The sequence below is a fragment of the Pseudomonas sp. AC070 genome, from assembly GCF_979258635.1.
On record NZ_OZ409871.1, the window covers coordinates 123,868 to 150,848 of the forward strand.

Below are 26,981 nucleotides of genomic sequence, written 5' to 3' on the forward strand. Positions count from 1 at the left end.
GCCTTGGATGGCAGCCCGCCTTAAGGTCGGCGGGCGTGACCGAGCGGTCGTGCCGGGAGAGATGGACGGGCGCTGGGTTTGCCACCCAGCGCCCCGCTACAGGCGCTACAGCAGCATGCGCAGCACATCCGGCATGCCGCTCATGATCATCAGGTTTTGGATGACCAGCATGTCCAGCAGCTTCAACGCCAGGAACGCAAAGATGGGCGAAATATCCAGGCCGCCCAGGTTCGGCATGATGCGGCGGATCGGCGACAGCACCGGCTCGCAAATCTGGTTCACCAGTTCCACGCCCGGGTTGTGGCTGCCCTGAGCCACCCACGACAGAATCACGCTGATGATCAGGGCGAAGAAGAACACCTTGAGGAACAACGCGGTGATGCCAATCAAGGACCAGATCAGCATTTGCAGCGGGTTGGCGATGATGCCGTAAGTGAGCAGCAAGGTCAGCGCGATCAGGATGAATTGCAGCACAATCGCCAGCACCAGCGAGGCGACATCGAGCCCGCCGAAGCCCGGAATGATCTTGCGCAGCGGTTTAAGCAGCGGCTGGGTGGCGCGAACAATGAACTGGCACAGCGGGTTATAAAAGTTGGCGCGCACCAGTTGCAGAATAAAGCGCAACAGCACGATCAACAGGTACAGGCTGCCCAGCGTTTGCAGGATGTAAACGGCAGCGGTGTTCAATCCAATCATCGTCAGCTCCTTATTGGCCCAATTGCTCGGCCAGTTCCGCCGAGCGATGCGCCGCGGCGTTGAGTGCTTGCTCGACCAGCGCTTCAAAACCGCCGGCCTGGAAGCTTTTGATCGCCGCTTCGGTGGTGCCGGCGGGCGAGGTCACGCGGCGGCGCAGTTCGGCGGCGTCCACGTCGCTGGCGACTGCCATGCGTGCAGCGCCGAGCGCGGTTTGCAGGGTCAGCTGTGCAGCGGTGGCGGCAGGTAGGCCGAGTTTTTCGCCGGCTGCAGTCATCGCTTCGATCAGCAGGAAGAAATAGGCGGGGCCGCTGCCCGACACGGCGGTCACGGCGTCAATCAGGTGCTCTTCATCCAGCCACAACGCTACGCCGACTGCCGACAACAATTGCTCGGCCTGGGCGCGTTGGTCGCCGGAAACGTCGGAGTTGGCGAACAGACCGCTCACGCCTTGGCGCAGCAGCGCCGGGGTGTTGGGCATGCAGCGCACGATGGGGCGGGTGGGGATCGACGGCGTGCTGAGCCAGGTTTGCATGCTCGCGCAGGTGATACCGGCGGCAATCGAAACGACTAGCTGGTTACTTTTCAGGTGAGGCGCCAAGGCCAGGCACACGCTTTTCATCGCTTGCGGCTTGATCGACAACACCACCACATCGGCGCCATTCACCGCGTCGGCGTTGTCGGCGAACACCTCGATGCCGTGTTCGCTGGCAATTTTGCTGCGCTGCTCGGCGCCCGGATCGCTGGCACAGAGCTGCTTGCTGTCCATGCCCTGGGCGCGCAGGCCGCCAATCAAACTGGCGGCCATGTTGCCGGCACCAATAAAGGCAATACGGGGGTTGCTCATAAAACGCTTCCTTTATAGAGGCATGGGTTGTGACCGTTTATGCAGGTCAGGTTCATGGAGTGGGGGCGCCAGCGGCCTGGCCGTAGTCGCGGGCGCCGAACAATGCGGTGCCGATACGCACCCAGGTGGCGCCTTCGGCCACGGCGGCTTCCAGGTCATGGCTCATGCCCATCGACAAGGTGTCCAGCGCGGGCATGTTCAAAGCGGCTTGCAAGGTGCGCACCGTGGCGAAGGCTTCGTGCTGGGCGCAGTGGTCGTCGGTGGGCTCGGGAATGGCCATCAGGCCGCGCAGTTTCAAGCGCGGCAATTGCGCGACGGCGGCGGCGAGGGCGGGAAGGTCTTGCGGCGTGCAGCCAGACTTGCTCGCTTCGCCGCTGACGTTTACCTGAAGGCAGATATTCAGCGGCGGCAGGTGCGCGGGGCGTTGTTCAGAGAGGCGTTGAGCGATTTTCAGGCGGTCCACCGAATGTACCCAGTCGAAGTGCTCGGCTATGGCTTTGGTCTTGTTCGACTGGATGGGGCCGATGAAGTGCCAGATCAAGGGCAAATCGGTCAACTCGGCCTGTTTGCTCAGGGCTTCTTGCAGGTAGTTTTCGCCGAAATCGCGAAGGCCGGCGGCGTGTGCTTCGCGAATGGCGTCTGCGGGTTTGGTTTTGCTCACGGCCAGCAGGCCGACCTGTGAAAAATCTCGCTGCGAGGCTTGCGCCGCCTCACGGATACGCTCACCGAGCTTTGCAATATTCTCTGCTATCGTGGACATTACCTACACCAGCCGCCAGTGGTTCAGCGGCATTCTACCTGCTTGCTTGTCATTTGATGCTCGTCATTAGACGCACTTAATTAGGGAATTCCATGGATATCACTGAGCTGCTCGCCTTCAGCGCGAAACAGGGCGCTTCGGACCTGCACCTCTCGGCGGGTTTGCCGCCGATGATCCGGGTTGACGGCGATGTCCGCCGCATCAATTTGCCGGCGCTGGACCACAAGCAAGTGCACGCGCTGATCTACGACATCATGAACGACAAGCAGCGCAAAGATTTCGAGGAATTCCTGGAGACCGACTTCTCGTTCGAAGTGCCGGGCGTGGCGCGTTTCCGGGTAAACGCCTTTAACCAGAACCGTGGTGCCGGTGCGGTATTCCGGACCATTCCCTCCAAGGTTTTGTCCATGGAAGATCTGGGCATGGGCGAAATCTTCAAGAAGATTTCCGATGTGCCGCGCGGTCTGGTGTTGGTAACCGGGCCGACCGGTTCGGGCAAATCCACCACCCTGGCGGCCATGCTCGACTACATCAACAGCAACAAATATCACCACATCCTGACCGTGGAAGACCCGATCGAATTCGTTCACGAGTCGAAGAAATGCCTGATCAACCAGCGTGAAGTGCACCGCGATACGCTCGGCTTCAGCGAAGCATTGCGCTCGGCACTGCGCGAAGACCCGGACATCATTCTGGTCGGCGAGATGCGCGACCTTGAAACCATCCGCCTGGCACTGACCGCCGCGGAAACCGGTCACTTGGTATTCGGCACGCTACACACCACCTCCGCCGCTAAAACCATCGACCGCGTGGTCGACGTGTTCCCGGCAGAAGAGAAGTCGATGGTGCGTTCGATGCTGTCCGAATCGCTGCAATCGGTTATCTCGCAAACCCTGCTGAAGAAAATCGGCGGCGGTCGGGTAGCCGCACACGAAATCATGATCGGCACCCCGGCGATCCGAAACCTGATCCGCGAAGACAAAGTGGCGCAGATGTATTCGGCCATCCAGACCGGTGGCGCGCTGGGCATGCAGACGCTCGACTCGTGCCTCAAGGGCCTGGTCGCCAAAGGTCTGGTTTCGCGCGATGCGGCAAAAGAAAAAGCGAAAACCCCGGAAAATTTCTGACGCGTATCCCATCCTGCGTCACTGCTGTCTTGGAACTGTGGGCCAGACAGCAGACTATGCGTCGATCTTTACTTGTCTCGGTGGCGGTACACGCTCGCTGCCGATTCGTCCTATTGGCTGACGGCACTCGCCGTCGCCCAGCTGCGTGATAGGCGAGAACCTCGATGGAATTTGAAAAGCTGCTGCGTTTGATGGTCGAAAAGGGCGGTTCGGACCTCTTTATTACCGCCGGCGTGCCGCCGTCGATGAAGGTCAACGGCAAGATCATGCCGATCACCAAGACGCCCATGTCGCCTGAGCAGGCGCGCGAAACCGTGCACGCGGTGATGAACGAGCAGCAGCGCCGCGATTTCGCCGAAAACCACGAGTGCAACTTCGCGATCAGCGCCCGGGGCATCGGCCGTTTCCGCGTCAGCGCGTTCTACCAGCGCAACCTGGCGGGCATGGTGCTGCGTCGCATCGAGACAAATATTCCGACGCTTGAAGACCTCAAGCTTCCTGAAGTGCTGAAGAAATTGGCGCTGACCAAGCGTGGGCTGGTGCTGTTCGTGGGCGCAACCGGTACCGGTAAGTCGACGTCGCTGGCGGCCATGATTGGCTACCGCAACAAGAACAGCAGCGGCCACATCATTTCCATCGAAGACCCCATCGAATACATCCACCAGCACCAGAGCTGTATCGTCACGCAGCGCGAAGTGGGCATCGATACCGAGTCTTTCGAAGTGGCCCTGAAGAACACCCTGCGCCAGGCGCCGGACGTGATTCTGATTGGTGAGGTGCGGACCCGCGAAACCATGGACCACGCCGTGGCCTTCGCTGAAACCGGTCACTTGTGCCTGGCCACACTGCACGCCAACAACGCCAACCAGGCGCTGGACCGGATCATCAACTTCTTCCCCGCCGACCGTCAGCAGCAGGTGTGGATGGACTTGTCGTTGAACCTCAAGGCCATCGTCGCGCAGCAGCTGATCCCAACCCCGGACGGCAAAGGTCGTCGCGCTGTGATCGAGGTGTTGATCAACACCCCGCTTGCCGCCGACTTGATTCGAAAAGGGGAAGTGCACGAGCTCAAAGCGCTGATGAAGCGCTCGACTGAGCAGGGCATGCAGACATTCGACCAGGCGCTGTATCAGCTCTACAGCCAGGGCGAAATTACTTACGAAGACGCGTTGGCCTATGCCGACTCGGCGAACGACCTGCGCTTGATGATCAAGCTGGGCTCGGAAACTGACGGCGATCACCTGACCACCATGTCGCAAGGCCTGTCGCTGGAAACCAGCGACGAAGACAGCGGGCGCCGCTTCCGCTGATTGGCGCATAGAGTGAAGCCCCTTCCGGGGCTTCGCTTTTTATCTCGACGTAACCCGCAGCTGCGGCTCGCTGCTTGGCAGGACGCGCTTAGCCAGGGCGTAGCGATTTTTCCAATACGGTTTGTTCAAGGTGTCGATGGTGACGGCCTTGCCGCGTCGTGACGCATGGATAAAGCGGTCGTTGCCCAAGTAGATGGCGACGTGATTGACCCGAGCACCGCGCAGGTTGAAAAACAGCAGGTCGCCAGGTTTCAGGTCATCGCGCGCCACTTTCTTGCCTTCGGCGCGGGCCATGGCGTTGGAGGTTCGGGGCAGGTCTACCGAGTCGATATCGTTAAAGGCATAGCGCACCAGGCCACTGCAATCGAAACCTTTTTCCGGGGAACTGCCGCCCCAGCGATAACGAACGCCGAGCGTATTTACTGCGCGGCCGAGTACCGAGCTGCTGTTCTTGGCGGCCTCATCGGCGGCAGGAGACGTGCTGGTGATCTGGTTGGACGTTGAAGAGGTAGTCGCGGTGTGCCCGGTGGAATGGGCGGGTAACGGTTGGTACCGGTTGCTGGCCTCGGCTGAATTGAGGGCTGCAGCAAGCGGGAAACACAGGCAGACAGATAGCCAGGTTTGATGGAAAAAACGCATACGGCAAAGCTCTTGGTTTCACGAAAGCGCAACTTTATAACAGATTTTTTGCTCATTTTTTGACCATCGGTCGATTGGAACTCTGGTCCGATGCGCAAAAGGTAGTGATTAAACCCTGCTTTTTTAGACTTTGCAGGGACAAATCCTGAGTGTTCCGCTCGGTACATTTTCCCTGCATCGTCCCCTTTATCGCCGTTAGGCAGGGGTCCAACGTACATCAGGAAAACTCGCTCGCGCCCCCGACTTCAGCTCTGCGCTATCAAACAGCCGACCGCAGCAGTTGAATCCGCAACCCTTTCCCGTAGCCTAGGTCCAACGTCGCGACTGATTGAGGAACCCACTAAATGAACGTACAGCGAGACACCCACAGCAAGCTCATTGGCTACCTGCTGTGGATTTTTGGTTTTTTGGGCGCGCACCGTTTTTATTACGGTAAGCCGGTCACCGGTACGATCTGGTTTTTCACCTTCGGCCTGCTGTTTGTAGGTTGGATCATCGATTTGTTTCTGATCCCGTCGATGGACCGGGAAGCGGATCTGCGTTTCAACGCGGGCGGCCTGGACTACAACGTCGCCTGGATTCTGCTGACGTTCCTCGGCGTGTTTGGCGTGCACCGCATGTACCAGGGCAAATGGATTACCGGGCTGATCTACCTGTGCACCGGCGGTTTGTTTTTCGTGGGCGTGCTGTACGACTTCTGGACGCTCAATGATCAGGTGTCCGCGCGGAACGTAGCCCAGCGCATCTAGCTGAAACGCGCATAAAAAAACCCGCCTGATGGCGGGCTTTTTGTTGGGCTTGGTTCAGCGGCTCAATGGCTAGGCCTGATAGCTGACATGTCCATCCACCAAGGTGTACCGCACCGCGCCAGGCAGGCAATGGCCCATAAACGGACTGTTCTGGCCCTTCGAGAACCAGCGCTCGCCGGCCACGGTTGAGGCTTGTGGGTCGAACAGCAGCACGTCGGCCGGGCTGTTCACCTCCAGTTTGCCAGCCGGTAGGCGCAGCGCCGCAGCTGGGCCAGCGCTCAGGCGTGCGAGCAGCGTGGGCAGATCCAAAAGGCCATCTTGCACCAGGCTCATCGCCAGCGGCAGCAGCAATTCAACGCTGCTGATGCCCGGTTCGGTAGCACCAAACGGCGCCAGCTTGGCGTCGGCTTCGTGCGGTTGGTGGTGGCTGGCAATCGCTTGAATTACGCCCGCCTTCACGGCAGCGCGCAGGCCGTCGCGGTCGGCGCTGGTACGCAGCGGCGGTTGCACATGGTAGAGGCTCGAGAAATTGATCAGCGCCTCGTCGGTAAGAATCAGCTGATACAACGCCACATCCGCCGTCACGGGCAGGCCGCGTGCCTGGGCATCGGCGATCAGTTGAGCGCCGCGGGCGCTGGTGAGCTGGCTGAAGTGCGCGCGCACGCCGGTCTGCTCGACGAGCAACAAATCCCGCGCCAAGGCCACGGTTTCGGCCGTTTCCGGAATACCCGGCAGGCCGAGGAAGCTAGCCGTGGCGCCTTCGTGGGCGAGGCCGCCTTCCGCGAGGTCGTGGTCCTGAGAATGAAACACCACGGTCAAATCGAACGTGGCCGCATATTCCAGCGCGCGGCGCAGGGTGCGGTTGTTGCGAAAGCTGTCCAGGCCGTTGCCAAACGCGACGCAGCCGGCATCGCGCAGGGCCACCAGTTCAGCCAGTTGCTCACCCGCCAACCCTTTGCTCAAGGCGCCAACCGGGAACACTTTGGCGTGGCCGGCATTGCGGGCGCGGTCCAGGATCAGCTCGGCGACTGCCGGGGTGTCGAGAATCGGTTTGGTGAACGGCGGGCAGCACAGGCTGGTAACGCCGCCGGCTGCTGCGGCGAGGGTTTCGCTGGCGATGCTGCCTTTGCGGCTGTAGCCCGGCTCGCGCAGGGCGACGTTCAGGTCAACCAGTCCGGGACTGGCGATCAGGCCGGTGGCATCGATGCTTTTATCCGCTTCGAAACCGGCCGGCTTGGCGCCGATGCCGGCAATTTTGCCGTCGGCAATAAACAGGTCAGCGACCTTATCCAAGCCACTGTTTGGGTTGATTACGCGGGCACCGAGGATTTCAATACGCATCAGTTGTGCTCCTCAGTCGCGGTGTTGGCTTGGGCTTCCTGGTTGAGCAGCCGCTGCGTGGTTTGTCCGCTCATGGCCATGGACAGCACGGCCATGCGGATGGCGATGCCGTAGGTGACCTGGTTGAGGATCACCGACTGCGGGCCGTCGGCCACTGCCGATTCGATTTCGACGCCTCGGTTAATGGGGCCGGGGTGCATCACCAACGCATCGGGCTTGGCCAACTTCAAGCGTTCGCTGGTCAGGCCGTACAGACGGTAAAACTCGCCTTCGCTGGGCAACAGGCCGCCGGTCATGCGCTCGCGCTGCAGGCGCAACATGATCACCACGTCGACGCCTTTCAGGCCTTCGGCCAGGTCGGTGTAAATATTCACGCCGTACTGCTCGATGCCTACTGGAAGCAAGGTTTTCGGACCGATCACGCGGATGTCCGGGCAGCCCAGGGTTTTCAGCGCCAGCATGTTCGAGCGCGCCACGCGCGAGTGCAGGATGTCGCCAACGATGGCCACCGACAGGTTTTCAAAGCTGCCCTTGTGCCGGCGAATGGTGAGCATGTCGAGCATGCCCTGGGTCGGGTGCGAATGGCGGCCGTCGCCACCGTTGATAATCGCCATGTCCGGGCATACATGCTCGGCAATAAAGTGCGCGGCGCCGGAGTCGCCGTGGCGTACCACGAAAATGTCCGCCGCCATGGCTTCAAGGTTGCGCAGGGTGTCGAGCAGGGTTTCGCCCTTGCTGGTCGAGGAGGTCGACACGTTCAGGGTGATCACGTCTGCCGACAACCGCTGCGCCGCCAGTTCAAAGGTGGTGCGGGTGCGGGTGGAGTTTTCGAAGAACACGTTGCACACGGTCTTGCCGCGCAACAGCGGCACCTTCTTCACGGCGCGGGCGCCGACTTCGAGAAAGGAGTCGGCGGTGTCGAGAATTTCGGTCAGCAACTCGCGAGGCAAGCCATCGAGCGAGAGGAAGTGGCGCAGCTGGCCCAGGTCGTTGAGCTGCAGCGGGCGCTTGGCGTCTGTTGGCGTCATCGGGAGAAGTCTCAGTGGGCGGCGGAGGCGGGAGCCTGATGCTCGAGGGTGAGCGGGGCGGGGCCGAGCACTTTTACGCGCTCGTTGGGTGCCAGCGACAAGGTGGCGCCGACCACGTCCGGGCGAATCGGCAGTTCGCGTGAGTTAAGGTCCAGCAGGTTGACCAGCGTTACGCTGGCCGGGCGGCCGTAGTCGAACAGCTCGTTGAGCGCCGCGCGGATGGTGCGTCCGCTCATTAATACGTCGTCCACTAGGACCAGGTGCTGACCTTCGATTTCGAACGGCAGCGCAGAGGGGCGCACCTGCGGATGCAGGCCGTTCTGGGTGAAGTCGTCGCGGTAGAACGACACGTCGAGAATGCCCAGCTCAGTCTCGCGCCCCATGGCTTGCAGCAGCGCCTGCGCAACCCACACGCCGCCGGTGTGAATACCGATAAAGCGCGGCTCGGTGATGTTTCGCTTGAGCAAATGGTCGGTGAGCGCGGTGGCCATTTGCGGCAGCAGCTCGGCGGGGTTGGGTAGCTTCATGGTCTCTCCTTGAATCGCAAAAAACGCAGAGCTTCAGGCGCCGCTGTGTTCGGCCAGCCAGCCCTCAAGCAGCAGGGCGGCGGCGAGGGCGTCGACCGGGTTGTCGCGATAACCGCCGCGTTGGCCCTGTTGAAGTCGCTCGCCTTTGGCAGCGTAGGTGGTGAGGCGCTCGTCGTGGGTGTGCACCGGCAAATTGAAACGGCCATTGAGGCGGCGGGCGAACTTCTCGGCGCGCTCACTCATTTCGCTAGGCGTGCCGTCCATGTTCAACGGCAGGCCAACCACAATGGCGTCTGGCTGCCATTCGCGCACCAGTGCTTCGACTTTCTGCCAGTCCGGCACACCGTTTTGGGCTTTTAGTACGCAAAGCTCGCGCGCCTGGCCGGTTATGACCTGGCCGACTGCAACGCCGATCTGCTTAGTACCGTAGTCGAAACCGAGCAGCAGGCGTAGGGGCTTGTCGGCCATCAGGCGTGCCCGGCTTGGGAAGTCAGGAGGCTCAGGTTGATGCCTAAACGAGCGGCTGCGGCTTCCAGGCGTTTGTCGTAGGGCACGTCAAACAGGATGTTCGGATCGGCCGCACAGGTCAGCCAGGTGTTGCCGATCAGCTCGCTTTCCAGTTGTCCGGCTTCCCAGCCCGCGTAACCGAGCACGATGATGTGTTTGTCTGGCCCGAAGCCGTCGGCGATGGCGAACAGCACATCTTGCGAGGTGGTCAGTGCCAGTTCACCCAATTCGGCGGTGGCCTGAAATTGAGGGCCGCTGGGGTGCAGCACGAAACCACGGTCGGTCTGCACCGGGCCGCCGGAGAAAATCGGCAGGCTTTGGCAGATGGCTGGCGGCAGGGTTTCGGGGCGCAATTGTTCGAGCACGTCGGCAAGGTTCAGGCCGTTGGGGCGGTTGATCACCAAGCCCATGGCGCCCTGTTCGTTGTGTTCCACCAAGTAGGTGACGGTGTGCGCGAAATTCGGATCGGCCATGTGCGGCATGGCGATCAGAAGATGATTTTTCAGGTAGCTGGGGTTGGCTGCTTTCATGGCGCGTAGTGTCGCCGCTGGCTGGTGGCGATGACAAGCTGAGGGGGCGATTTGCTCAAGCGGCGAGTCGTCGCTGGCTCCGATGCTATTTGCTGGAGAGCTTGTCGCCGCGCTCGAAGCGCCAGGTGCGGATGATTTCCAGGCGGTCGATGTCGGCCAGGTCGCCGGTGAAGGGTGCGAATGGTGCGGAGAGCCGCACGATGCGCAGCGCCGCCTGATCCAGCAATGGCTGGCCGGATGATTCCAGCACCTGCACTTCGTACAGGCTGCCGTCCCGGTTGATCGACACCAGCAACCGCAGGCTGCCGTAAACCCGCTGCTTGCGGGCCTCTTCCGGGTAGTTGAGGTTGCCCACGCGTTCCACTTTCTTGCGCCAGTCGTCCTTATACCAAGCGCCTTTGTCGCGCATGGTGGATGCGGCGTTCAGTCGATGGATTTTCGGGCGTTTGGCATACAGCTGCTGCTCTTGCGCCAGCTCCGCTTCCAGGCCGGCGATTTCGGCAGACAGCTGCTCGGTGTCGAAAGCGGGCGCTTTGCGCGCGTCGGGCTGTGGCTTGGCCTCTTCACGTTTGACTGGGGTTTTCTCTTGCTTGGGCGCGGTGGTGGCCACGGCGGCTTTTGGCGCTTGCTGCTTGGTGGCCGGTGCTGGCGCGGTCGGCAGAGTGATGCGTTTGATTTCTTTGTCTTGGAACAGCGCTTGTTCAGTGGTCTTGGGCGCTGCTTTTTTATCCAGCGTGCCGCTGCCCTGCTGGTTGTCCTGAGCGAGGTAGTCGGCCTCTTTGGGCTTTTCCTGGCTTTTGAAGGTGGACAGCGTGATTTCCAGGGTTTTGCTGATCTGGCTCGGTGGCACGAGGGTGAAGCTGACGCCGAGGATCAGCGCCGCGTGCAATGCCACCGCGAGAAACAGGGTAAAGCCCAGCCGGTCCGCGGGGCGGACGCCGTAGTCAGGAAGTTCGGGCAGGAGGGCGGGTGATTTCATCGCGCAACGGGGTCAATTCAGGTTGCCGCGCAGTCTGCCGAGGGCTCGGTGAAAAGTCCATGAAGCACTGCGCGGCTTGGTGAAGCACTGGGCATTTCTGCGCTGTGGGTCTCGTGTCGCACCTACGCGTCGCTCTGTTCCTCTATGTGCTGAGGACAAATCGACGCGCGGTGGCACTTTCCTTTCGCGAGCCGTTAGCGGGCGTCCAGTTGAGCCTGAATGGCGGCCATCAACTGATCGCCAATGCCGGTGTTGAAGGCGTTGTCGATTTCGCGGATGCAGGTCGGGCTGGTGACGTTGATTTCGGTGAGGTAGTCGCCGATCACGTCCAGGCCCACGAACAGCAAGCCTTTCTCGCGAAGCGTCGGGCCCACCTGGGCGGCAATCCAGCGGTCGCGCTCGCTCAGCGGTCGCGCTTCGCCCCGGCCGCCAGCGGCGAGGTTGCCGCGAGTTTCACCGGCTGCCGGAATACGCGCCAGGCAGTACGGCACCGGCTCGCCATTGATCATCAGGATGCGTTTGTCGCCGTCCTTGATTGCCGGCAGGTACGCCTGCGCCATGATCTGCTGCTGGCCGTGCTGGGTCAGGGTTTCGAGAATCACTGACAGATTCGGGTCGCCCTCGCGGTGGCGAAAGATCGAGGCGCCACCCATGCCATCCAAGGGTTTGAGAATGATGTCACGGTGCTCAACGGCAAACTCGCGCAGAATGTCGGCGCGGCGGCTGACCAGTGTCGGTGGCGTGCAGTGTGGGAATTGCGTGGCGAACAACTTTTCGTTGCAGTCGCGCAGGCTCTGAGGGCGGTTAACCACCAGCACCCCGGCCCGCTCGGCTTGCTCCAGCAGGTAGGTGCTGTAGACGAACTCCATGTCGAAGGGCGGATCCTTGCGCATCAGGATCACATCCAGCTCACTCAGAGGCGCGTCGGTTTCATCGCCCAGCTCGAACCAGTGCTGAGGATCGGCGAAGACTTTAAGGGCACGCATGCGCGCCTTGGCTTCTCCGGCAACCTGATACAGGTCGTGCTGTTCCATATAGAACAATGACCAACCACGGGCCTGAGCGGCCAGTAGCATGGCCAGCGAGCTGTCCTTCTTATAGGAGATGCCCGAAATTGGATCCATGACTATGCCGAGGCGAACGCTCATGGGGTAAATCCTCCGCAAAACGAATGCGACAGTTTAAATGTGTCGCGACTAGACTGTGTGGCGCCAGAGTGGCGATGGCGACCACTTCGGTCAAGGAAAAACCTTACGCTTCTGGGGCTTATAGATTGCTTCTAGAGAGTGTGCTAAAAAGGCCTACGATTGGGTCGCAGCCCGTAGCTGGTAGGCCTCAGGCGCACTGAAAACGTAGAAAAATAACGACTCATCGAGGCGATGGTAGGGCGAACATGGAACAGCATTCCGAAGGATTAAGGGTCATGGTCATCGACGATTCGAAAACGATTCGTCGCACCGCTGAGACCCTGCTGAAAAAAGTGGGTTGTGAGGTGATTACCGCCGTCGATGGTTTCGATGCGTTGGCCAAAATCGCTGACACACACCCCAATATCATTTTTGTCGACATCATGATGCCGCGGTTAGATGGCTATCAGACCTGCGCCCTGATCAAAAATAACAGTGCTTTCAAGTCCACCCCGGTAATCATGTTGTCCTCCAAGGACGGTCTGTTCGATAAGGCCAAAGGCCGAATCGTGGGTTCCGATCAGTACCTCACCAAGCCTTTCAGTAAGGAAGAGTTGCTCGGCGCCATCAAGGCACATGTCCCAGATTTCACCCCGGTGGAACAAGCATCTTGACGTTCGACCGCTAGGGCGGTGACGCAACCTTCCATAGGGAAACACCATGGCTCGAATTCTGATTGTTGATGACTCTCCCACTGAGATGTACAAGCTGACCGCTATGCTCGAAAAACACGGTCACCAGGTACTCAAGGCGGAAAATGGTGCTGATGGCGTGGCGCTTGCCCGTCAGGAAAAGCCCGACGCTGTGTTGATGGATATCGTGATGCCGGGCCTCAATGGCTTTCAGGCCACCCGTCAACTGACCAAAGATGCTGATACCAATCACATTCCGGTAATTATCGTCACCACCAAAGACCAGGAAACCGATAAGGTCTGGGGCAAGCGCCAAGGCGCGCGTGACTACCTGACCAAACCGGTGGACGAAGACACGCTGCTGAAAACCTTGAATGCGGTGCTGGCGGGCTAATACCGCCACCACACCTATAAAAACTAGAAGGTTAAGGCCGACATGTCGGACGTGCAGACTCCCTTTCAGCTTCTCCTCGAAATCGACCAGCGTTGTCGACTGCTGGCTGCCGGCTTGCCGTCGCAGCGGGCCGTGGTGCAGACCTGGAGCGGAATCGGCTTTCGCATGGGCGACCGCCTGTTCGTAGCACCGATGGGCGAAATTGGCGAAGTGCTTCACGAACCACGGTTCACCTTGTTGCCCGGCGTTAAGAGCTGGGTAAAGGGCGTGGCCAACGTACGTGGGCGCTTGCTGCCGGTAATGGATATGTGTGGCTACTTCGGAACCGAGCTCTCTGCGCTGCGCAAGCAACGCCGGGTGCTGGTCGTAGATCACCAAGATGTTTTCGCTGGCCTGACCGTCGATGAAGTGTTTGGTATGCAGCACTTCCCGGTGGACAGCTTTACCGAGCAGTTGCCAGCGCTCGAAGCGGCTATTGAGCCCTTCATACATGGGGTTTTTCAACGCGAACAGCCATGGCTTGTGTTCAGCCCTCACGCGCTGGCACAGCATCCGGGCTTTCTCGACGTTGCGTATTGAATAAATCAGGTTGGGTCGGCGTTTGCCGGCCCTTTGGCGTTACACGGGAAAACGTAGTGCGGTGGGTCCAGGCGGGGGCCAAACAATGAAAAAACTTAACGCAGGCAATCTATTGGCTGGAGTGCGTAGTAGCTCGTTGATCGCGGGACTGTTTATCGTCCTGATCGTATCGATCGTGCTGCTCTTCGCCAACTTCGCCTACATCAACACCCAGTCGAACTACGACAAGGAATACATCAGCCACTCCGGTGAGCTGCGTGTGCTTTCCCAACGTATCGCGAAAAACGCCACGGAAGCTGCTGCCGGTAAGACAGAGGCGTTCGCCCTGTTGAAAGACGCGCGCAACGACTTCGAAAAGCGTTGGAGCTTCCTGGTTTCCGGTGACAACAACACCGGCCTGCCACCAGCGCCTGCCATCGTGAAGCCAGAAATGGACGCGGTGCAGCAAGACTGGGACAGCCTGCGTAAAAACGCCGACGCCATTCTCGCCAGCGAACAAACCGTACTGTCTCTGCACCAGGTTGCTGCCACCTTGGCCGAAACCATTCCGCAGCTGCAGGTTGAGTACGAAGAAGTGGTCGACATCCTGCTGGAAAGCGGCGCGACCGCTGCCCAGGTATCGGTTGCCCAGCGTCAGTCGCTGTTGGCCGAACGTATCCTCGGTTCGGTGAACAAGGTACTGGCCGGTGACGAAGACTCGGTACAAGCCGCCGACATGTTCGGTCGTGACGCCAGCCTGTTCGGTCGCGTACTCAAGGCGATGATCGAAGGCAACGCTGCCATGAAGATCACCAAGGTCAGCGACCAGGAAGCCCTGGAGCGTCTGTCCGAGATTTCCGAGCTGTTCGAGTTCGTATCCGGTTCGGTAGACGAAATTCTCGAAACCTCGCCTGAACTGTTCCAGGTTCGTGAATCGGCGAGCAGCATCTTTACCGTGTCGCAAACCCTGTTGGACAAAGCCTCGAAACTCGCCGGCGGCTTTGAAAACCTGGTGGGCGCGCGTTCCATGAACACCCTGGCCGGCTACGTGCTGGGTCTGCTGGCTATCGCCTCGATCGTATTGATCGGTCTGGTAATGGTTCAGAGCACCCGCAGCCGACTGGCTGAAACCGCCGAGAAAAACGAACGTAACCAGGCGGCGATTCTGCGACTGCTCGATGAAATTGCCGACCTCGCGGACGGTGACTTGACCGTAGCGGCGACCGTAACCGAAGACTTCACCGGCGCCATCGCGGACTCGATCAACTACTCGATCGACCAGCTGCGCGACCTCGTTGCCACGATCAACCTGACAGCTGTACAGGTGGCCGCCGCCGCCCAGGAAACCCAGGCAACGGCGATGCACCTGGCCGAAGCATCCGAGCACCAAGCGCAAGAAATTGCCGGTGCATCGGCGGCGATCAACGAAATGGCCGTGTCCATTGACCAGGTATCGGCGAACGCCTCGGAATCGTCCGCGGTAGCGGAGCGGTCCGTAGCCATCGCCAACAAAGGTAACGAGGTGGTGCATAACACCATCACCGGCATGGATAACATCCGTGAGCAGATCCAGGACACCTCCAAACGTATTAAACGTCTGGGTGAATCGTCCCAGGAGATTGGTGACATCGTTAGCCTGATTAACGACATTGCCGACCAAACCAACATCCTCGCACTGAACGCCGCGATCCAGGCCTCCATGGCCGGTGACGCCGGTCGAGGCTTCGCCGTGGTAGCGGACGAGGTACAACGCCTCGCTGAACGTTCCTCCGCTGCAACCAAGCAGATCGAGGCGCTGGTTAAAACGATTCAGACCGACACCAACGAAGCTGTTATCTCCATGGAGCAAACCACTTCCGAAGTAGTACGCGGTGCGCGTCTGGCGCAAGACGCCGGTGTGGCACTGGAAGAGATTGAAAAGGTATCCAAGACCCTCGCGGCCTTGATCCAGAACATCTCCAACGCCGCCCGTCAGCAAGCGTCCTCTGCGGGCCACATCTCCAACACCATGAACGTGATCCAGGAGATCACCTCGCAGACGTCCTCGGGTACCACCGCTACTGCCAAGAGCATTGGTAACTTGGCCAAAATGGCCAGTGAGATGCGTCGTTCGGTTTCTGGTTTTACCCTGCCAGAAGCAGCGGACCAGGCCTGATCGAGGGGAGTGCGATGACCTGAAAAGGTCATTGCCACTGGGCCATGAGCGAGGGAGACGGCATGCAACCGAGCGGGGCGCCGGGCGGGGCGTCAAGTGGAACCTGGGTTCTCAAACCCCTGGTCGACATGACGCCTGCCGAATTCCACGACTGGCAAGCGCTGCTCGAAGAGCGCACCGGTGTGGTGATCAACGAACAGCGCCAGGCCTTTTTGCAGACCAACCTCAGCGCGCGCATGCGTGAGCTCGATGTGCCGGACTACGCCAGCTACTACCGGCAAGTCACGGCGGGTCCGCGTGGCGCTGTGGAGTGGTCAACCCTGCTGGACCGCCTGACCGTTCAAGAAACCCGTTTCTTCCGCCATCGCCCTTCGTTTGAAGTGCTTGAGCAATACCTGGCATTGCGCCTGGCGCAGGCCCAGCCCGGCGAACAGCCATGGGCGTTATGGAGCGTGGGTTGCTCCAGCGGAGAAGAACCGTACTCCATGGCCATAAGTGCCGCGGAAGTGCTGCGTGATAGCGAGCTGCCCGACCATTTTGGCGTAACGGGCACCGATATCAGCATGAATGCCTTGAGCAAGGCGCGTGACGGGGAATACGCCGCGCGCAAGTTCGAGCAGATGGATATAGACCTGTGCGAGCGCTACTTCGACGTGCAGGACGATGGTCGTTTGAAGGTAATACCGAGCCTGGCCGCACGCGTGTGTTGTGCAAGGCTCAACGTGCTGGAGTTGGCGAAAGCGCCAATGACCGGCATGGATGTCATTTTCTGTCAGAACTTGCTGATCTATTTTCGTCGCTGGCGTCGCCGCGAGATCCTCAACCGCCTGGCTGAACGCCTTGCGCCCGGTGGTCTGTTGGTAGTCGGCGTTGGTGAAGTGGTCGGTTGGCAGCACCCGGACCTGGAGCCGGTGGCCGACGAGCGAGTTCTGGCTTTTACCCGAAAGGGGTAACGAGCGGTTTATGAGTGGAGTTGCTATGGGTGATCGGCACGATTATGTCGCCCTGGAGTGGGTTAAAGGCGAGATCGCAGAAACCCTGAAACAGGCACGGCAGGCCCTTGAGGCGTTCGTTGAGAACCCCGAGGACTCGACGCGCATGCGGTTCTGCCTGACCTATGCGCACCAGGTTCACGGCACTCTGCAAATGGTGGAGTTCTACGGCGCAGCCTTGCTCGCCGAAGAGATGGAGCACCTCGCCCAGGCCCTGATGGAAAACCGCGTCAGCAATCAGGGTGAAGCCCTGGAAGTGCTGATGCAGGCCATCCTGCAACTGCCTGTTTACCTGGACCGCATCCAAACCGCTCGCCGCGACCTGCCCATGGTCGTGCTGCCGCTGCTTAACGATTTGCGCTCGGCCCGTGGCGAAAAGCTGCTGTCCGAAACCAGCCTGTTCTCCCCCGACATGACCGTGCGCCAGCCGGCGCTCTCTGCCGATTCCCTGGCCCAACTGCGTACCGCCGACTTGCCGGTGCTGCTGCGCAAACTGCGCCAGATGCTGCAAATGGCGCTGATTGGCGTAATCCGCAATCAGGACCTGGGCACCAACCTGGGCTATATGGCCCGCGTATTCGCGCGCCTCGAAGTGCTGTGCAAAGACGCGCCGCTAGGCCCGCTCTGGCAAATCGCCTCGGGCATCGTCGAAGGTCTGTCCAACGGCAGCGTGCTCAACGGCAGCTCCGTGCGCACCTTGCTGCGCCAGGTTGATAAAGAACTCAAACGTCTGCTGGAGCAGGGTGCCGACGGCATCAACCAGCCGGCCCCGGACGAACTGACCAAGAACCTGCTGTTCTACGTCGCCAAGTCCAGTCCGCAATCGCCGCGCATTCGCCAGCTCAAAGAACAGTACCGCCTCGACGAAGCGCTGCCTGACGACGACATCGTCGACGAAGAGCGCGCCCGCCTCGCCGGTCCGGACCGTGACGCCATGCGTTCGGTGGTCGCCGCGCTTTGCGAAGAATTGGTGCGGGTCAAAGACAGCCTCGACCTGTTCGTGCGCAGCGACCGCAGCAAAGTCGCCGAACTGGACAGCCAGTTGGCGCCGCTCAAACAAATCGCCGACACCCTGGCCGTGTTGGGTTTTGGCCAGCCGCGTAAAGTCATCCTCGATCAGATTGACGTGGTGCATGGCTTGTCGCTCGGACAGCGTGAGCCTAGCGATGCGGTGCTGATGGATGTTGCCGGTGCGCTGCTGTACGTCGAAGCGACCCTGGCCGGCATGGTCGGCCCTGCCGATGACGGCCGCCGCGAAGAAAGCCATCTGCCGACTACCGACGTTGGCCAGATTCACCAGTTGGTGATCAAGGAAGCGCGCAACGGCCTGGAACAGGCCAAAGACGCGATCATCGAATTCATCGCCTCGCAGTGGAACCACGAGCACCTGGCCCGCGTGCCAGAGCTGCTGACCCAGGCCCGTGGCGGCCTGGCCATGATTCCGCTGGAGCGTGCCGCCGCGTTGCTGCAGGCGTGCAACCGTTATATCCAGGAGCAACTGCTGGCGCGCAAAGCCGTGCCGAACTGGCAGAGCCTCGACACCCTGGCCGACGCCATCACCAGCGTTGAGTACTACCTCGAACGCTTGAGCGAAGACCACGCCGCCCAAGGCGACCTGATTCTCGACGTCGCCGAGGAAAGCCTGGAAGCCCTGGGTTATCCGCTTAAAGAGAAGCCGTCGATCCTTGATCGCGTTGAGCCGGAGCCTGAAACATTCGCGCCCCTGGCCGACCCGATGCACGACATCGACGTGCTGGAGCAAGCGCCTGAGTTGGCCGAAGAAGCCGAGCCGGCTCCCGCGCCGTTTGAGGCCGAGCTGTCGTCGTTCGAATCGGACTTTGGCGTTATCGAAGAAAGCTTCAGCCTCGAAGACCTGCCGGTTGTCGAGACGGCGAGCGCACCCGCCAGCGGCGACGCCGGCGGTATCGAATTCTCCCTGGAAGATCTGCAAGCGCCGGAGCCGACTGCACAGTTGGCCGACGACGAGCTGAGCCTGGACTTCAGTGAACTGCAAAGCAGCGAACTGGAAAGCACTGAGCTGGAAATTGCCGAGCCCGATATGCTCGCGCTCGAAGACAGCTGGACCCTCGAAGACCTTCCTGCCGCACCCGGCGAAGTGGTTGAGCTGAGTTCGTTTGAAGAACTGCCAACGCTGGACCTCAACGACGAACCGCTGACCCTTGGCGAAGCTTCGACTGAGTGGAACAGCGACAGCCTTGAGCTCCGCGACCTTGAACTCGACGCCCCCGAGGCGCCGGCTTTCTCGTTGGAAGAAGGTGGTCTCGAAGAACTTAGCCTGGACGCGCTGGACGACAATCCGGCCGACTGGAACGAAGCCGAACTGGCTGAACTGGAGTTGCCAGAAGTCGACCTGCCAGTTGCCGAGCCGCAAGCGCCTGTCGCTGCGGCACCGACTGAGAAGCCGATGTCGATGGCCGATGTCATGGCCACCCCGGTGCAGGCCATCAACCCGCCGGCGCAAGATGTGCCGCCGAGCCTGCTGCCGCCGCCTGAAGGCGAAGAGCCGATTGATGAAGACTTGCTCGAAGTCTTTATCGAAGAAGTCGGCGAGGTGCTGGAAACCATCGCCGAATACCTGCCGCAGTGGCGCGCCGACACCGACAACAAAACCGCGCTCACCGAAGTGCGCCGCGCCTTCCATACCCTTAAGGGCAGTGGTCGCATGGTGCGTGCGCTGATTATCGGCGAGCTGGGCTGGTCCATCGAAAACCTGCTTAACCGCGTGCTCGACCGCAGCATTCAGCCCGACGAAGACGTGCAGCAAGTGATTGCCGACGTGGTTGCGCTGATGCCCGCGCTGGTCGATGAGTTTGCCGCCAAGGCCCAGCGTCAGCGCGACGACGTCGATGCGCTGGCCGCCACCGCCCACGCCTTGGCGCGGGGGCAGCGCCGCCCAAAACCTGAAGCCCCGGCGCCCGTGCAGGCAGCCGACGCCGTGGGCGAAACGGCGGCTGTCACCTCGCCAGAAATCGAAGCGCTGGATCCGCAGCTGATCGAGATTTTCCGCAATGAAGCGGAAACCCACCTCGACACATTGGTGGGCTTCCTCGCCGACTGCGCCCAGCAGCTGCCGCAGGAAATCACCGATAACCTGCAACGCGCCCTGCACACCCTCAAGGGCAGCGCGCACATGGCCGGTATTCTGCCGATTGCAGAAATTGCCACGCCGCTGGAAAAACTGGCCAAGGAATTCAAAACCAACCTGATCCCCATGGACCTGGCCGAAGCGGAATTGCTGCATACCGCCGAGCAGCTGTTCCGTCAGGGTCTGGAGCAACTCGAAACCCATCCGCTGGCACCGATCGAGGGGGCTCCCGAGTTCCTCGAACGCGTCGCCAAGCTGCACCAGGAACGCCTGGAAACCGCTCAGGCGGCCCGTGAAGACCTGCAAGGCAGCGACAAGCGCGACCCGCAACTGATCGGCATTTTCCTCTCCGAAGGCATGGACATTCTGCTGGACGCCGAGGACCTGCTGCGCAAATGGCGCGAGCACCCCTCCGAGCGTCAGGAACTGAGTGCCCTGCTCGACGAACTGACCACCCTGGGCCGTGGCGCCGAGATGGCCGAACTGCCGCAAATCGATGAGCTGTGCGAGGCCCTGCTGGACCTCTACGGTGCCGTCGAAGAAGGCAGCTTGGCGGTGAGCGAGCGCTTCTTTAGTGAAGCGGAAAGTGCCCACGAAGCGCTGATCAGCATGATGGATCAGGTGGCTGCCGGCCTGCAGGTGAGCGCCGAGCCGCAACGCGTCGAAGCCTTGCGTCAGTTGCTGGGCGAGGCACTCGACCCCCAGACTCTGGCGCTGTTGAGCCCCGGCGGTGAAGCGGGGCTGAATATTGTCGAGCTGGACGAAGCCACCGCCGACCTGCAAATGGCCGAGTGGAGCAACGACTCCAGCGAAGAACCGGTGCAGGAATACGACCTGTCGGCGTTCGACGCGTTGCCGGATGTCGAAGCGCTCGCGGCCGAGCCGGTTGTGGATGATGTGCCGGAGCAGCCGCCGACCGTAGAAATACTGCCCACCGCAGATGTGATGCCAGCCGTTGAAGAGTTGGCATTGATTGAGCCTGCGCCAGAACCGTTGGCGCCCGCTCCGGCAGTGGTTGCCGAGGCTGATCCGCTCGACGCCGAGATGGTGGAAATCTTCCTCGAAGAGGCGGTGGACATCCTCGAAAGCTCCGGCCAGGCCTTGGACCGTTGGCTCGGTGAACCAGACAACAACTTGGCCCTGTCTTCCCTGCTGCGCGACTTGCACACCCTGAAAGGTGGCGCGCGTATGGCGGCCATTCGCCCAATCGGCGACCTGGCCCACGAGCTGGAAACCCTATACGAAGGCTTGGTCGACCGCCGTTACAGCTATTCGCCTGCGCTAGCCGGCCTGCTGCAACGCAGCCACGACAAACTCGCCGTGCTGTTGGATCAGTTGCAGGCTAACCAGCCGCTGCACGACCCGGCGGACTTGGTTCAGGACATCCGCAACTTTCGCCAGGGCGGCGCGCAGAGCCTCTCCGCCGCAGCGGTAATGCTCGATGACCTCGACCTCGCTGAACCGGTTGAACTGACCGACGTCGACGCGGCCCTGGTTGAAGATGTGCCCAGCCCGGAAGCGCAATTGATTGCTGCCGAAGACGAGCTCGAAGAGCTGCCGCTGGTGGAGCTGGTGGACGCTGAGCTTGAGCCGGACGCTATCGACTTCGACGACGTGACAGCTACCGCCGAACTGAGCGCTGAAGAACTGCACGACGTGCTGCCTGAGCCTGAGCTCGATGAGCTTGAGCAAGAAGCGCCGGACTTGGCGAACGACGAGCCACGCGTTGAAGACCTCGCCCCGGTCGTCGAGGTTGCCGACGTTGCTACGCTGCCTGAGCCCGAGCCGCAGCCTGTCGTTTATGAAGCCCCGGCCCCGACCGCCTTCGACGACGAGCGCGATCCGGAGCTGGTGGAAATCTTCCTTGAAGAAGGCTTCGACATCATCGACAGCTCCAGCGCCGCCTTGCAGCGTTGGAAAGATGACCTCGATAACAGCCTTGAACTGGAATCGTTGCAGCGTGATCTGCACACCCTCAAGGGTGGCGCACGCATGGCCGAGATTCGCGAAATTGGCGACTTGGCCCACGAACTGGAATTTCTTTACGAAGGCTTGGGCGATGGCCGTCTGCGCGCGAGCCCAGGTTTGTTCGTGTTGCTGCAAAGCTGCCACGACCGTCTGGCCGAGATGCTTGAAGCCGTGCGCGACAAGCGTCACGTGCCCAAGGGCGACGACCTGATCGAGACCATCAAACGCTTTCGCGCCAACCCCGACGAACAACTAAGCATGCCGTCGAGCGTGCACCTGGTTGCCGCCGCCGAGGAGCCTTTCGCGGATGACGCTGAGGATGACGACATCCTCGACATCTTTCTCGAAGAGGCCGACGACCTGCTGGAAAGCATGGAAAGCGCCATCGGCCGTTGGGAAGAAAAGCGTGACGACAGCGATGCCATCGACGACATGCTGCGCATTCTGCACACCCTCAAAGGCGGTGCGCGCCTGGCCGGCCAGAAAGCCCTTGGCGACCTGACCCACAACCTCGAACAACACCTGACCGAGGCGCAGCAACAAGGCGCGCCATGGCCGGAGAGTCTGTTCCTCGATGTGCAATCGGGCTTCGAGGCGCTGCAAGGCGAACTTGATCAGCTGCGTCAGCGCGTCAACGACAGCATGGCGGCCGACCTGGCCCAAGCCAGCCACGAGCCCGCTGAATCGACAGAGCCTGCGCCGCAGCCGAGCGCCGTGCCAGCCGTGCATACGTTGGCCAATCCGATTGTTGCTGCCAGCGAATTCTCCTCGGCGCCGGTTGCCTCCAAGGTGCTGCCGTTTGTACGCCGCGCCCAGGAAGCCGCGCTGGACGCCGCCGCTCGCCGCGCCCCGCAAGAATTGGTGAAAGTACCGGCCGAGTTGCTGGAAGGCCTGGTTAACCTGGCCGGTGAGACCTCGATTTTCCGGGGTCGCGTCGAGCAGCAGGTCAGTGACTTCGGTTTCACCCTTGGCGAGATGGAAGCCACCATCGACCGGGTGCGCGACCAGTTGCGCCGCCTCGACATCGAAACCCAGTCGCAAATCATCAGCCGCTTCCAGGCCGAAGCCGAGCGCGTGGGCTACGAAGATTTCGACCCGCTGGAAATGGACCGTCACTCGCAGTTGCAGCAGCTCTCGCGCGCACTGTTCGAGTCGGCCTCCGACTTGCTGGAACTGAAAGAAACCCTGGCCGCGCGTAACCGCGATGCCGAAACCCTGTTGCTGCAACAGGCGCGCGTTAACACCGAACTGCAAGAAGGCCTGATGCGTACGCGCATGGTGCCGTTCGACCGCTTGGTGCCACGTCTGCGCCGTATCGTTCGCCAGGTGGCGAGCGAGCTGGGCAAACAGGTCGACTTTATTGTCGGTAACGCCGACGGCGAGATGGACCGTACGGTTCTGGAACGTATCGTTGCGCCGCTGGAACACATGCTGCGTAACGCCGTCGACCACGGTATCGAACCGAGCGATGTGCGTCGTGCGGCGGGCAAAAGCGAGCAGGGCACCATTCGCCTGAGCCTCGGCCGCGAGGGTGGTGACATTGTGCTGACCCTGGCCGACGACGGTGGCGGCATCAAGCTCGACGCCGTGCGCCGTAAAGCGCTTGAGCGCGGCATGATGGACAGCGCCTCGGACCTGACCGATTACGAAATTCTGCAGTTCATTCTGGAAGCCGGTTTCTCCACCGCCGAGAAGGTCACACAGATCTCTGGCCGTGGCGTGGGCATGGACGTGGTGCACTCCGAGGTGAAACAACTCGGCGGCTCCATGAGCATCGACTCGGTACCGGGCGAGGGCACCACCTTCCGCATCCGCCTGCCGTTCACCGTGTCGGTAAACCGCGCGTTGATGGTGCTTTCCGGTGAAGACCTGTACGCCATTCCGTTGAACACCATCGAAGGTATCGTGCGGGTGTCGCCGTACGAGCTGGAAGCCTATTACGCACCGGACGCGCCGCGTTTCGAATACGCCGGCCAAGCATACGAGCTGCGTTACCTGGGCGACCTGCTGAACAACGGCCAGCAGCCGAAGCTGGTAGGCCAGAGCCTGCCGCTGCCGGTGATTCTGGTGCGCTCCAGCGACCACGCCGTAGCCGTGCAAGTGGACTCACTGGCCGGTTCGCGCGAGATCGTGGTGAAGAGCCTCGGCCCGCAGTTCGCCGGTGTGCATGGCATTTCCGGTGCGACCATCCTCGGGGACGGTCGCGTGGTGGTGATTCTCGACCTGCTGGCGACCATTCGGGTGCGTCACGCGCACCTGCTCAACCAGCTGCAAACCCGCACCGTCAGCCGTACCGCCCTGCCCGCCGAGGTGGAAGTGGAACGGCCGACGCTGGTTATGGTGGTCGACGATTCGGTTACCGTGCGTAAGGTGACCAGCCGTCTGCTGGAGCGTAACGGCATGAACGTGCTCACCGCCAAAGACGGCGTGGACGCCATCTCGCTGCTGCAGGAGCACAAGCCGGACATCATGCTGCTGGACATCGAGATGCCGCGCATGGACGGTTTCGAAGTGGCCAACCTGGTGCGTCACGATCAGAACCTGCAAGACCTGCCGATCATCATGATCACCTCGCGTACCGGTGATAAACACCGTGAGCGGGCGATGAACATTGGCGTTAACGATTACCTCGGCAAGCCGTACCAAGAGTCGTTGCTGCTGGAAACCATCGCCAAGCTGGTCGCCGAACACCCGGTTAAACGCACATGACCGAAAAAAACAGCGCACGCATCGCCGTGCTCGCCGACACCTCGTTGCAGCGCCATGTGCTGCAACAGGCGCTGACGGGCAGCGGCTATAACGTGGTGCTCAACACCGACCCCGCGCGCCTCGACGCCGAGGCGCTGGCCGCCTGCGAAGCGGACTTGTGGTTGGTGGACTTGGCGCAGTCTGAAGACTCGCCGCTGATCGACACCCTGCTGGAACATGCCGACGTGCCGGTGCTGTTTGGCGAAGGCCATGCGCCGGAGCGGCATTCTGAAAATTACCCACGCTGGGAGCGCCGCCTGGTCGGCAAGCTCAAGCGACTGGTAGGCGACCCCACGCAAGCGGTCGGCCCAAGCCTGCAAGCCTTGTTTGACGAAGCGCAGCGTCCGGCGCGGTTGGATTTACCAACAGCGCTGGCCAATACGCCGTTGGCCGCCGGTGCGCCCGCGCGTCAGGTGTGGCTGCTGGCCGCTTCATTGGGCGGCCCGGCGGCGGTCAAAGCTTTTCTCGATGCGCTGCCGGGCGGCTTGCCGATTGGCTTTATTTACGCCCAGCACATCGACGCCAGTTTCGAAGCCACCTTGCCGCAAGCCGTGGGCCGTCACAGCCAATGGCACGTTAATTCCGCACGCCAAGGCGACGCGGTGCGCTGTGGTGAAGTGGTGGTGGCGCCCATTCAATACGAACTGGGCTTTGCCGAAGACGGCGCCATGAAGATTGCCGACCGAGGCTGGCCGGAACCGTACAGCCCGTCCATTGACCAGATGATGCTCAACCTCGCCCAGCATTTCGGTGCCATGAGCGGCGTGATCGCCTTCAGCGGCATGGGCAGCGACGGCAGTGCCGCCGCTGCGTATGTGCGTCGCCAAGGCGGCGCCATCTGGACCCAACGCGCCGACAGTTGCGTGTGCGCGAGCATGCCCGACAGCCTGCGCGAAGGCGGCTACAGCGCCTACAGTGGCGACCCGCGCGAACTGGCGGAAACGCTGGTCAACCATTTAGCGTCGCAGTGCGCCTGATAGCGCCGACAGGATTTCCCCATGAGCCAAGCCGTCACCCCAACCACCGCCTCAACCGCCACCAGCATCACCGGGTTGCTGGTGCCCCTGGCCGACCGTACCTTGTTGCTGCCGAACGTGGCCGTGGCCGAGCTGATTCCCTATCGCGCGCCGCAGGTAACGCCTGGCATGCCGGCCTGGTTCCTCGGGCAAATGGCCTGGCGGGATTTGAGCTTGCCGTTGCTGTCGTTTGAAGCCGCTTCCGACGGCCAGCCGCAAATTCGCCCCGGCGCCCGCGTGGCCGTGATCAACGCCCTGGGCGGCCGGCCCAACGTGAAATTCCTCGCGCTGCTGGTGCAAGGTATTCCGCGCTCGCTGAAAGTGGGCACCGAGCTGGCGCGGGCCGACGTGCCGCTGGCGCCGTTGGAACTGGACGCCGTGAGCTTCGGTGAAGCCGTGGCGAAAATTCCCGACCTGCTGGCCCTGGAGCAGATGCTCGCGGATGCCGGCTTGATCTGATGCCCCCTCGTTGGGCTTCGCACCGCGAAGCCCAACGCAAGCCCCTCACAAAACTTCAAACTTTTCCCCGCCTCGCCACTCACACCTCAGTACACCGAGACGCCGGCCGCTAGAGCCTGCGCTACCGACCGTTCTGCTGATGGAGAGTGAAAAATGACTGTTGTTCTGATGACCGACGTGGCCACGCTGCGTCAACGCGCGCGCCAGCACATTGAAGAAGGCGCGATTACCGAGGGCTACTCGGCCAACCGCGAAGAAGTGATCAAGCTGCTCAACACCGCGCTGGCCACCGAGCTGGTGTGCTACCTGCGCTACAAACGCCACTACTTCATGGCCACCGGGCTGAAAGCCAGCGCCGCTGCCGCCGAGTTCCTTGAGCACGCTCAACAAGAGCTGGCGCATTCGGACCAACTGGCCGAGCGCATCATGCAGCTGGGCGGCGAGCCGGACTTCAATCCAGCAAGCCTGACCGAGCGCTCCCACGCCGAATACGTCGAAGGCGCGACGCTAAAAGAGATGATTACCGAAGACCTGGTGGCCGAACGTATCGCCATCGACAGCTACCGGGAAATCATCAACTACCTGGGCAACGACGACCCGACCTCGCGCCGCCTGTTCGAAGAGATTCTGGCGCAGGAAGAAGAGCATGCCGATGATTTGGCGGATTTGTTGAAGGATTCTTGAGGATAGGCGTTTCGCCCGGCCCTCTCCCCCAGCCCCTCTCCCGCA

Annotated in this window: 23 protein-coding genes; 12 read left to right on the forward strand and 11 right to left on the reverse strand. The window is 61.2% G+C overall.

The window, feature by feature from the left end:
* Positions 1-105: 105 nt before the first annotated feature.
* Genes ACZZ0Q_RS00570 through ACZZ0Q_RS00580 form a run of 3 tightly spaced genes read right to left on the reverse strand, consistent with a single transcriptional unit; the run spans position 106 to position 2,300 of the window.
* Entirely contained in the window at positions 106-696 is a 591-nt protein-coding gene (locus ACZZ0Q_RS00570) for a YggT family protein (RefSeq protein ID WP_463384183.1), read from the reverse strand.
* 10 nt (positions 697-706) lie between these two features.
* Positions 707-1,540 carry a pyrroline-5-carboxylate reductase gene (proC, locus tag ACZZ0Q_RS00575; protein ID WP_463540457.1) on the reverse strand — a complete coding sequence of 278 codons (834 nt, stop codon included), beginning with the start codon at positions 1,538-1,540 and terminating at the stop codon, positions 707-709.
* Positions 1,541-1,592: 52 nt separating this feature from the next.
* A complete protein-coding gene (locus tag ACZZ0Q_RS00580; RefSeq protein WP_463540456.1) occupies positions 1,593-2,300 on the reverse strand; it encodes a YggS family pyridoxal phosphate-dependent enzyme in 708 nt (235 codons plus the stop codon).
* A 92-nt stretch (positions 2,301-2,392) separates the two neighbouring features.
* Between ACZZ0Q_RS00580 and ACZZ0Q_RS00585 the strand changes: the two genes are divergently transcribed.
* Together ACZZ0Q_RS00585 and ACZZ0Q_RS00590 are read left to right on the forward strand one after the other, a co-directional pair.
* Positions 2,393-3,427 (forward strand): type IV pilus twitching motility protein PilT, encoded by a 1,035-nt coding sequence (locus ACZZ0Q_RS00585; RefSeq protein ID WP_110615318.1) that lies wholly within the window; start codon positions 2,393-2,395, stop codon positions 3,425-3,427.
* 164 nt (positions 3,428-3,591) lie between these two features.
* Positions 3,592-4,737 (forward strand): PilT/PilU family type 4a pilus ATPase, encoded by a 1,146-nt coding sequence (locus ACZZ0Q_RS00590; protein WP_122492107.1) that lies wholly within the window; start codon positions 3,592-3,594, stop codon positions 4,735-4,737.
* A 39-nt stretch (positions 4,738-4,776) separates the two neighbouring features.
* Here ACZZ0Q_RS00590 and ACZZ0Q_RS00595 read toward each other — a convergent pair whose 3' ends face one another.
* Positions 4,777-5,376, reverse strand: coding sequence for a C40 family peptidase (locus ACZZ0Q_RS00595; RefSeq protein ID WP_463540455.1), 600 nt, complete (start codon positions 5,374-5,376; stop codon positions 4,777-4,779).
* Positions 5,377-5,720: 344 nt separating this feature from the next.
* Between ACZZ0Q_RS00595 and ACZZ0Q_RS00600 the strand changes: the two genes are divergently transcribed.
* Complete coding sequence (locus ACZZ0Q_RS00600) at positions 5,721-6,125, forward strand: NINE protein (protein ID WP_463540454.1); 405 nt, start codon at positions 5,721-5,723, stop codon at positions 6,123-6,125.
* A gap of 69 nt (positions 6,126-6,194) precedes the next feature.
* On the opposite strand, the gene ACZZ0Q_RS00605 is transcribed toward ACZZ0Q_RS00600, so the two are convergent.
* The 7 genes from ACZZ0Q_RS00605 to gshB all read right to left on the reverse strand — a co-directional run bounded on the left by ACZZ0Q_RS00605 (position 6,195) and on the right by gshB (position 12,185).
* Entirely contained in the window at positions 6,195-7,466 is a 1,272-nt protein-coding gene (locus ACZZ0Q_RS00605; RefSeq protein ID WP_463540453.1) for a dihydroorotase, read from the reverse strand.
* Complete coding sequence (locus ACZZ0Q_RS00610) at positions 7,466-8,494, reverse strand: aspartate carbamoyltransferase catalytic subunit (protein ID WP_463540452.1); 1,029 nt, start codon at positions 8,492-8,494, stop codon at positions 7,466-7,468. The genes ACZZ0Q_RS00605 and ACZZ0Q_RS00610 overlap by 1 nt, the downstream gene beginning before the upstream one ends.
* Before the next feature lie 11 nt (positions 8,495-8,505).
* Positions 8,506-9,021, reverse strand: coding sequence for a bifunctional pyr operon transcriptional regulator/uracil phosphoribosyltransferase PyrR (gene pyrR / locus ACZZ0Q_RS00615; protein WP_463540451.1), 516 nt, complete (start codon positions 9,019-9,021; stop codon positions 8,506-8,508).
* Positions 9,022-9,054: 33 nt separating this feature from the next.
* Positions 9,055-9,492, reverse strand: coding sequence for a Holliday junction resolvase RuvX (gene ruvX / locus ACZZ0Q_RS00620; RefSeq protein WP_122492101.1), 438 nt, complete (start codon positions 9,490-9,492; stop codon positions 9,055-9,057).
* Positions 9,489-10,058, reverse strand: coding sequence for a YqgE/AlgH family protein (locus ACZZ0Q_RS00625; RefSeq protein ID WP_463540450.1), 570 nt, complete (start codon positions 10,056-10,058; stop codon positions 9,489-9,491). Before ACZZ0Q_RS00625 ends, ruvX begins: the two co-directional genes overlap by 4 nt.
* An 85-nt stretch (positions 10,059-10,143) precedes the next feature.
* A complete protein-coding gene (locus ACZZ0Q_RS00630) occupies positions 10,144-11,037 on the reverse strand; it encodes a TonB family protein (protein WP_463540449.1) in 894 nt (297 codons plus the stop codon).
* Positions 11,038-11,231: 194 nt separating this feature from the next.
* On the reverse strand, positions 11,232-12,185 hold the full coding sequence (gene gshB / locus ACZZ0Q_RS00635) for a glutathione synthase (protein ID WP_463540448.1): 954 nt from the start codon (positions 12,183-12,185) through the stop codon (positions 11,232-11,234).
* 245 nt (positions 12,186-12,430) lie between these two features.
* Between gshB and pilG the strand changes: the two genes are divergently transcribed.
* The 9 genes from pilG to ACZZ0Q_RS00680 all read left to right on the forward strand — a co-directional run bounded on the left by pilG (position 12,431) and on the right by ACZZ0Q_RS00680 (position 26,936).
* Positions 12,431-12,838 (forward strand): twitching motility response regulator PilG, encoded by a 408-nt coding sequence (gene pilG, locus ACZZ0Q_RS00640; protein ID WP_108094981.1) that lies wholly within the window; start codon positions 12,431-12,433, stop codon positions 12,836-12,838.
* A gap of 46 nt (positions 12,839-12,884) precedes the next feature.
* A complete protein-coding gene (pilH, locus tag ACZZ0Q_RS00645; RefSeq protein ID WP_108094980.1) occupies positions 12,885-13,250 on the forward strand; it encodes a twitching motility response regulator PilH in 366 nt (121 codons plus the stop codon).
* A gap of 42 nt (positions 13,251-13,292) precedes the next feature.
* Positions 13,293-13,829 carry a chemotaxis protein CheW gene (locus tag ACZZ0Q_RS00650; RefSeq protein WP_122492097.1) on the forward strand — a complete coding sequence of 179 codons (537 nt, stop codon included), beginning with the start codon at positions 13,293-13,295 and terminating at the stop codon, positions 13,827-13,829.
* A gap of 85 nt (positions 13,830-13,914) precedes the next feature.
* Complete coding sequence (locus tag ACZZ0Q_RS00655) at positions 13,915-15,963, forward strand: methyl-accepting chemotaxis protein (protein WP_122452945.1); 2,049 nt, start codon at positions 13,915-13,917, stop codon at positions 15,961-15,963.
* A 44-nt stretch (positions 15,964-16,007) separates the two neighbouring features.
* Entirely contained in the window at positions 16,008-16,916 is a 909-nt protein-coding gene (locus tag ACZZ0Q_RS00660) for a CheR family methyltransferase (RefSeq protein ID WP_463540447.1), read from the forward strand.
* A gap of 25 nt (positions 16,917-16,941) precedes the next feature.
* Complete coding sequence (locus ACZZ0Q_RS00665; protein ID WP_463560988.1) at positions 16,942-24,738, forward strand: Hpt domain-containing protein; 7,797 nt, start codon at positions 16,942-16,944, stop codon at positions 24,736-24,738.
* Complete coding sequence (locus ACZZ0Q_RS00670; protein ID WP_463540445.1) at positions 24,735-25,754, forward strand: chemotaxis protein CheB; 1,020 nt, start codon at positions 24,735-24,737, stop codon at positions 25,752-25,754. The genes ACZZ0Q_RS00665 and ACZZ0Q_RS00670 overlap by 4 nt, the downstream gene beginning before the upstream one ends.
* Before the next feature lie 21 nt (positions 25,755-25,775).
* Positions 25,776-26,252: a chemotaxis protein CheW gene (locus tag ACZZ0Q_RS00675; protein ID WP_122492093.1), complete on the forward strand. Its 477-nt coding sequence runs from the start codon at positions 25,776-25,778 to the stop codon at positions 26,250-26,252.
* 153 nt (positions 26,253-26,405) lie between these two features.
* The gene (locus ACZZ0Q_RS00680) at positions 26,406-26,936 is read left to right on the forward strand and encodes a ferritin-like domain-containing protein (protein ID WP_122492092.1); all 531 of its coding nucleotides are present in this window, start codon (positions 26,406-26,408) and stop codon (positions 26,934-26,936) included.
* Positions 26,937-26,981: the final 45 nt, after the last annotated feature.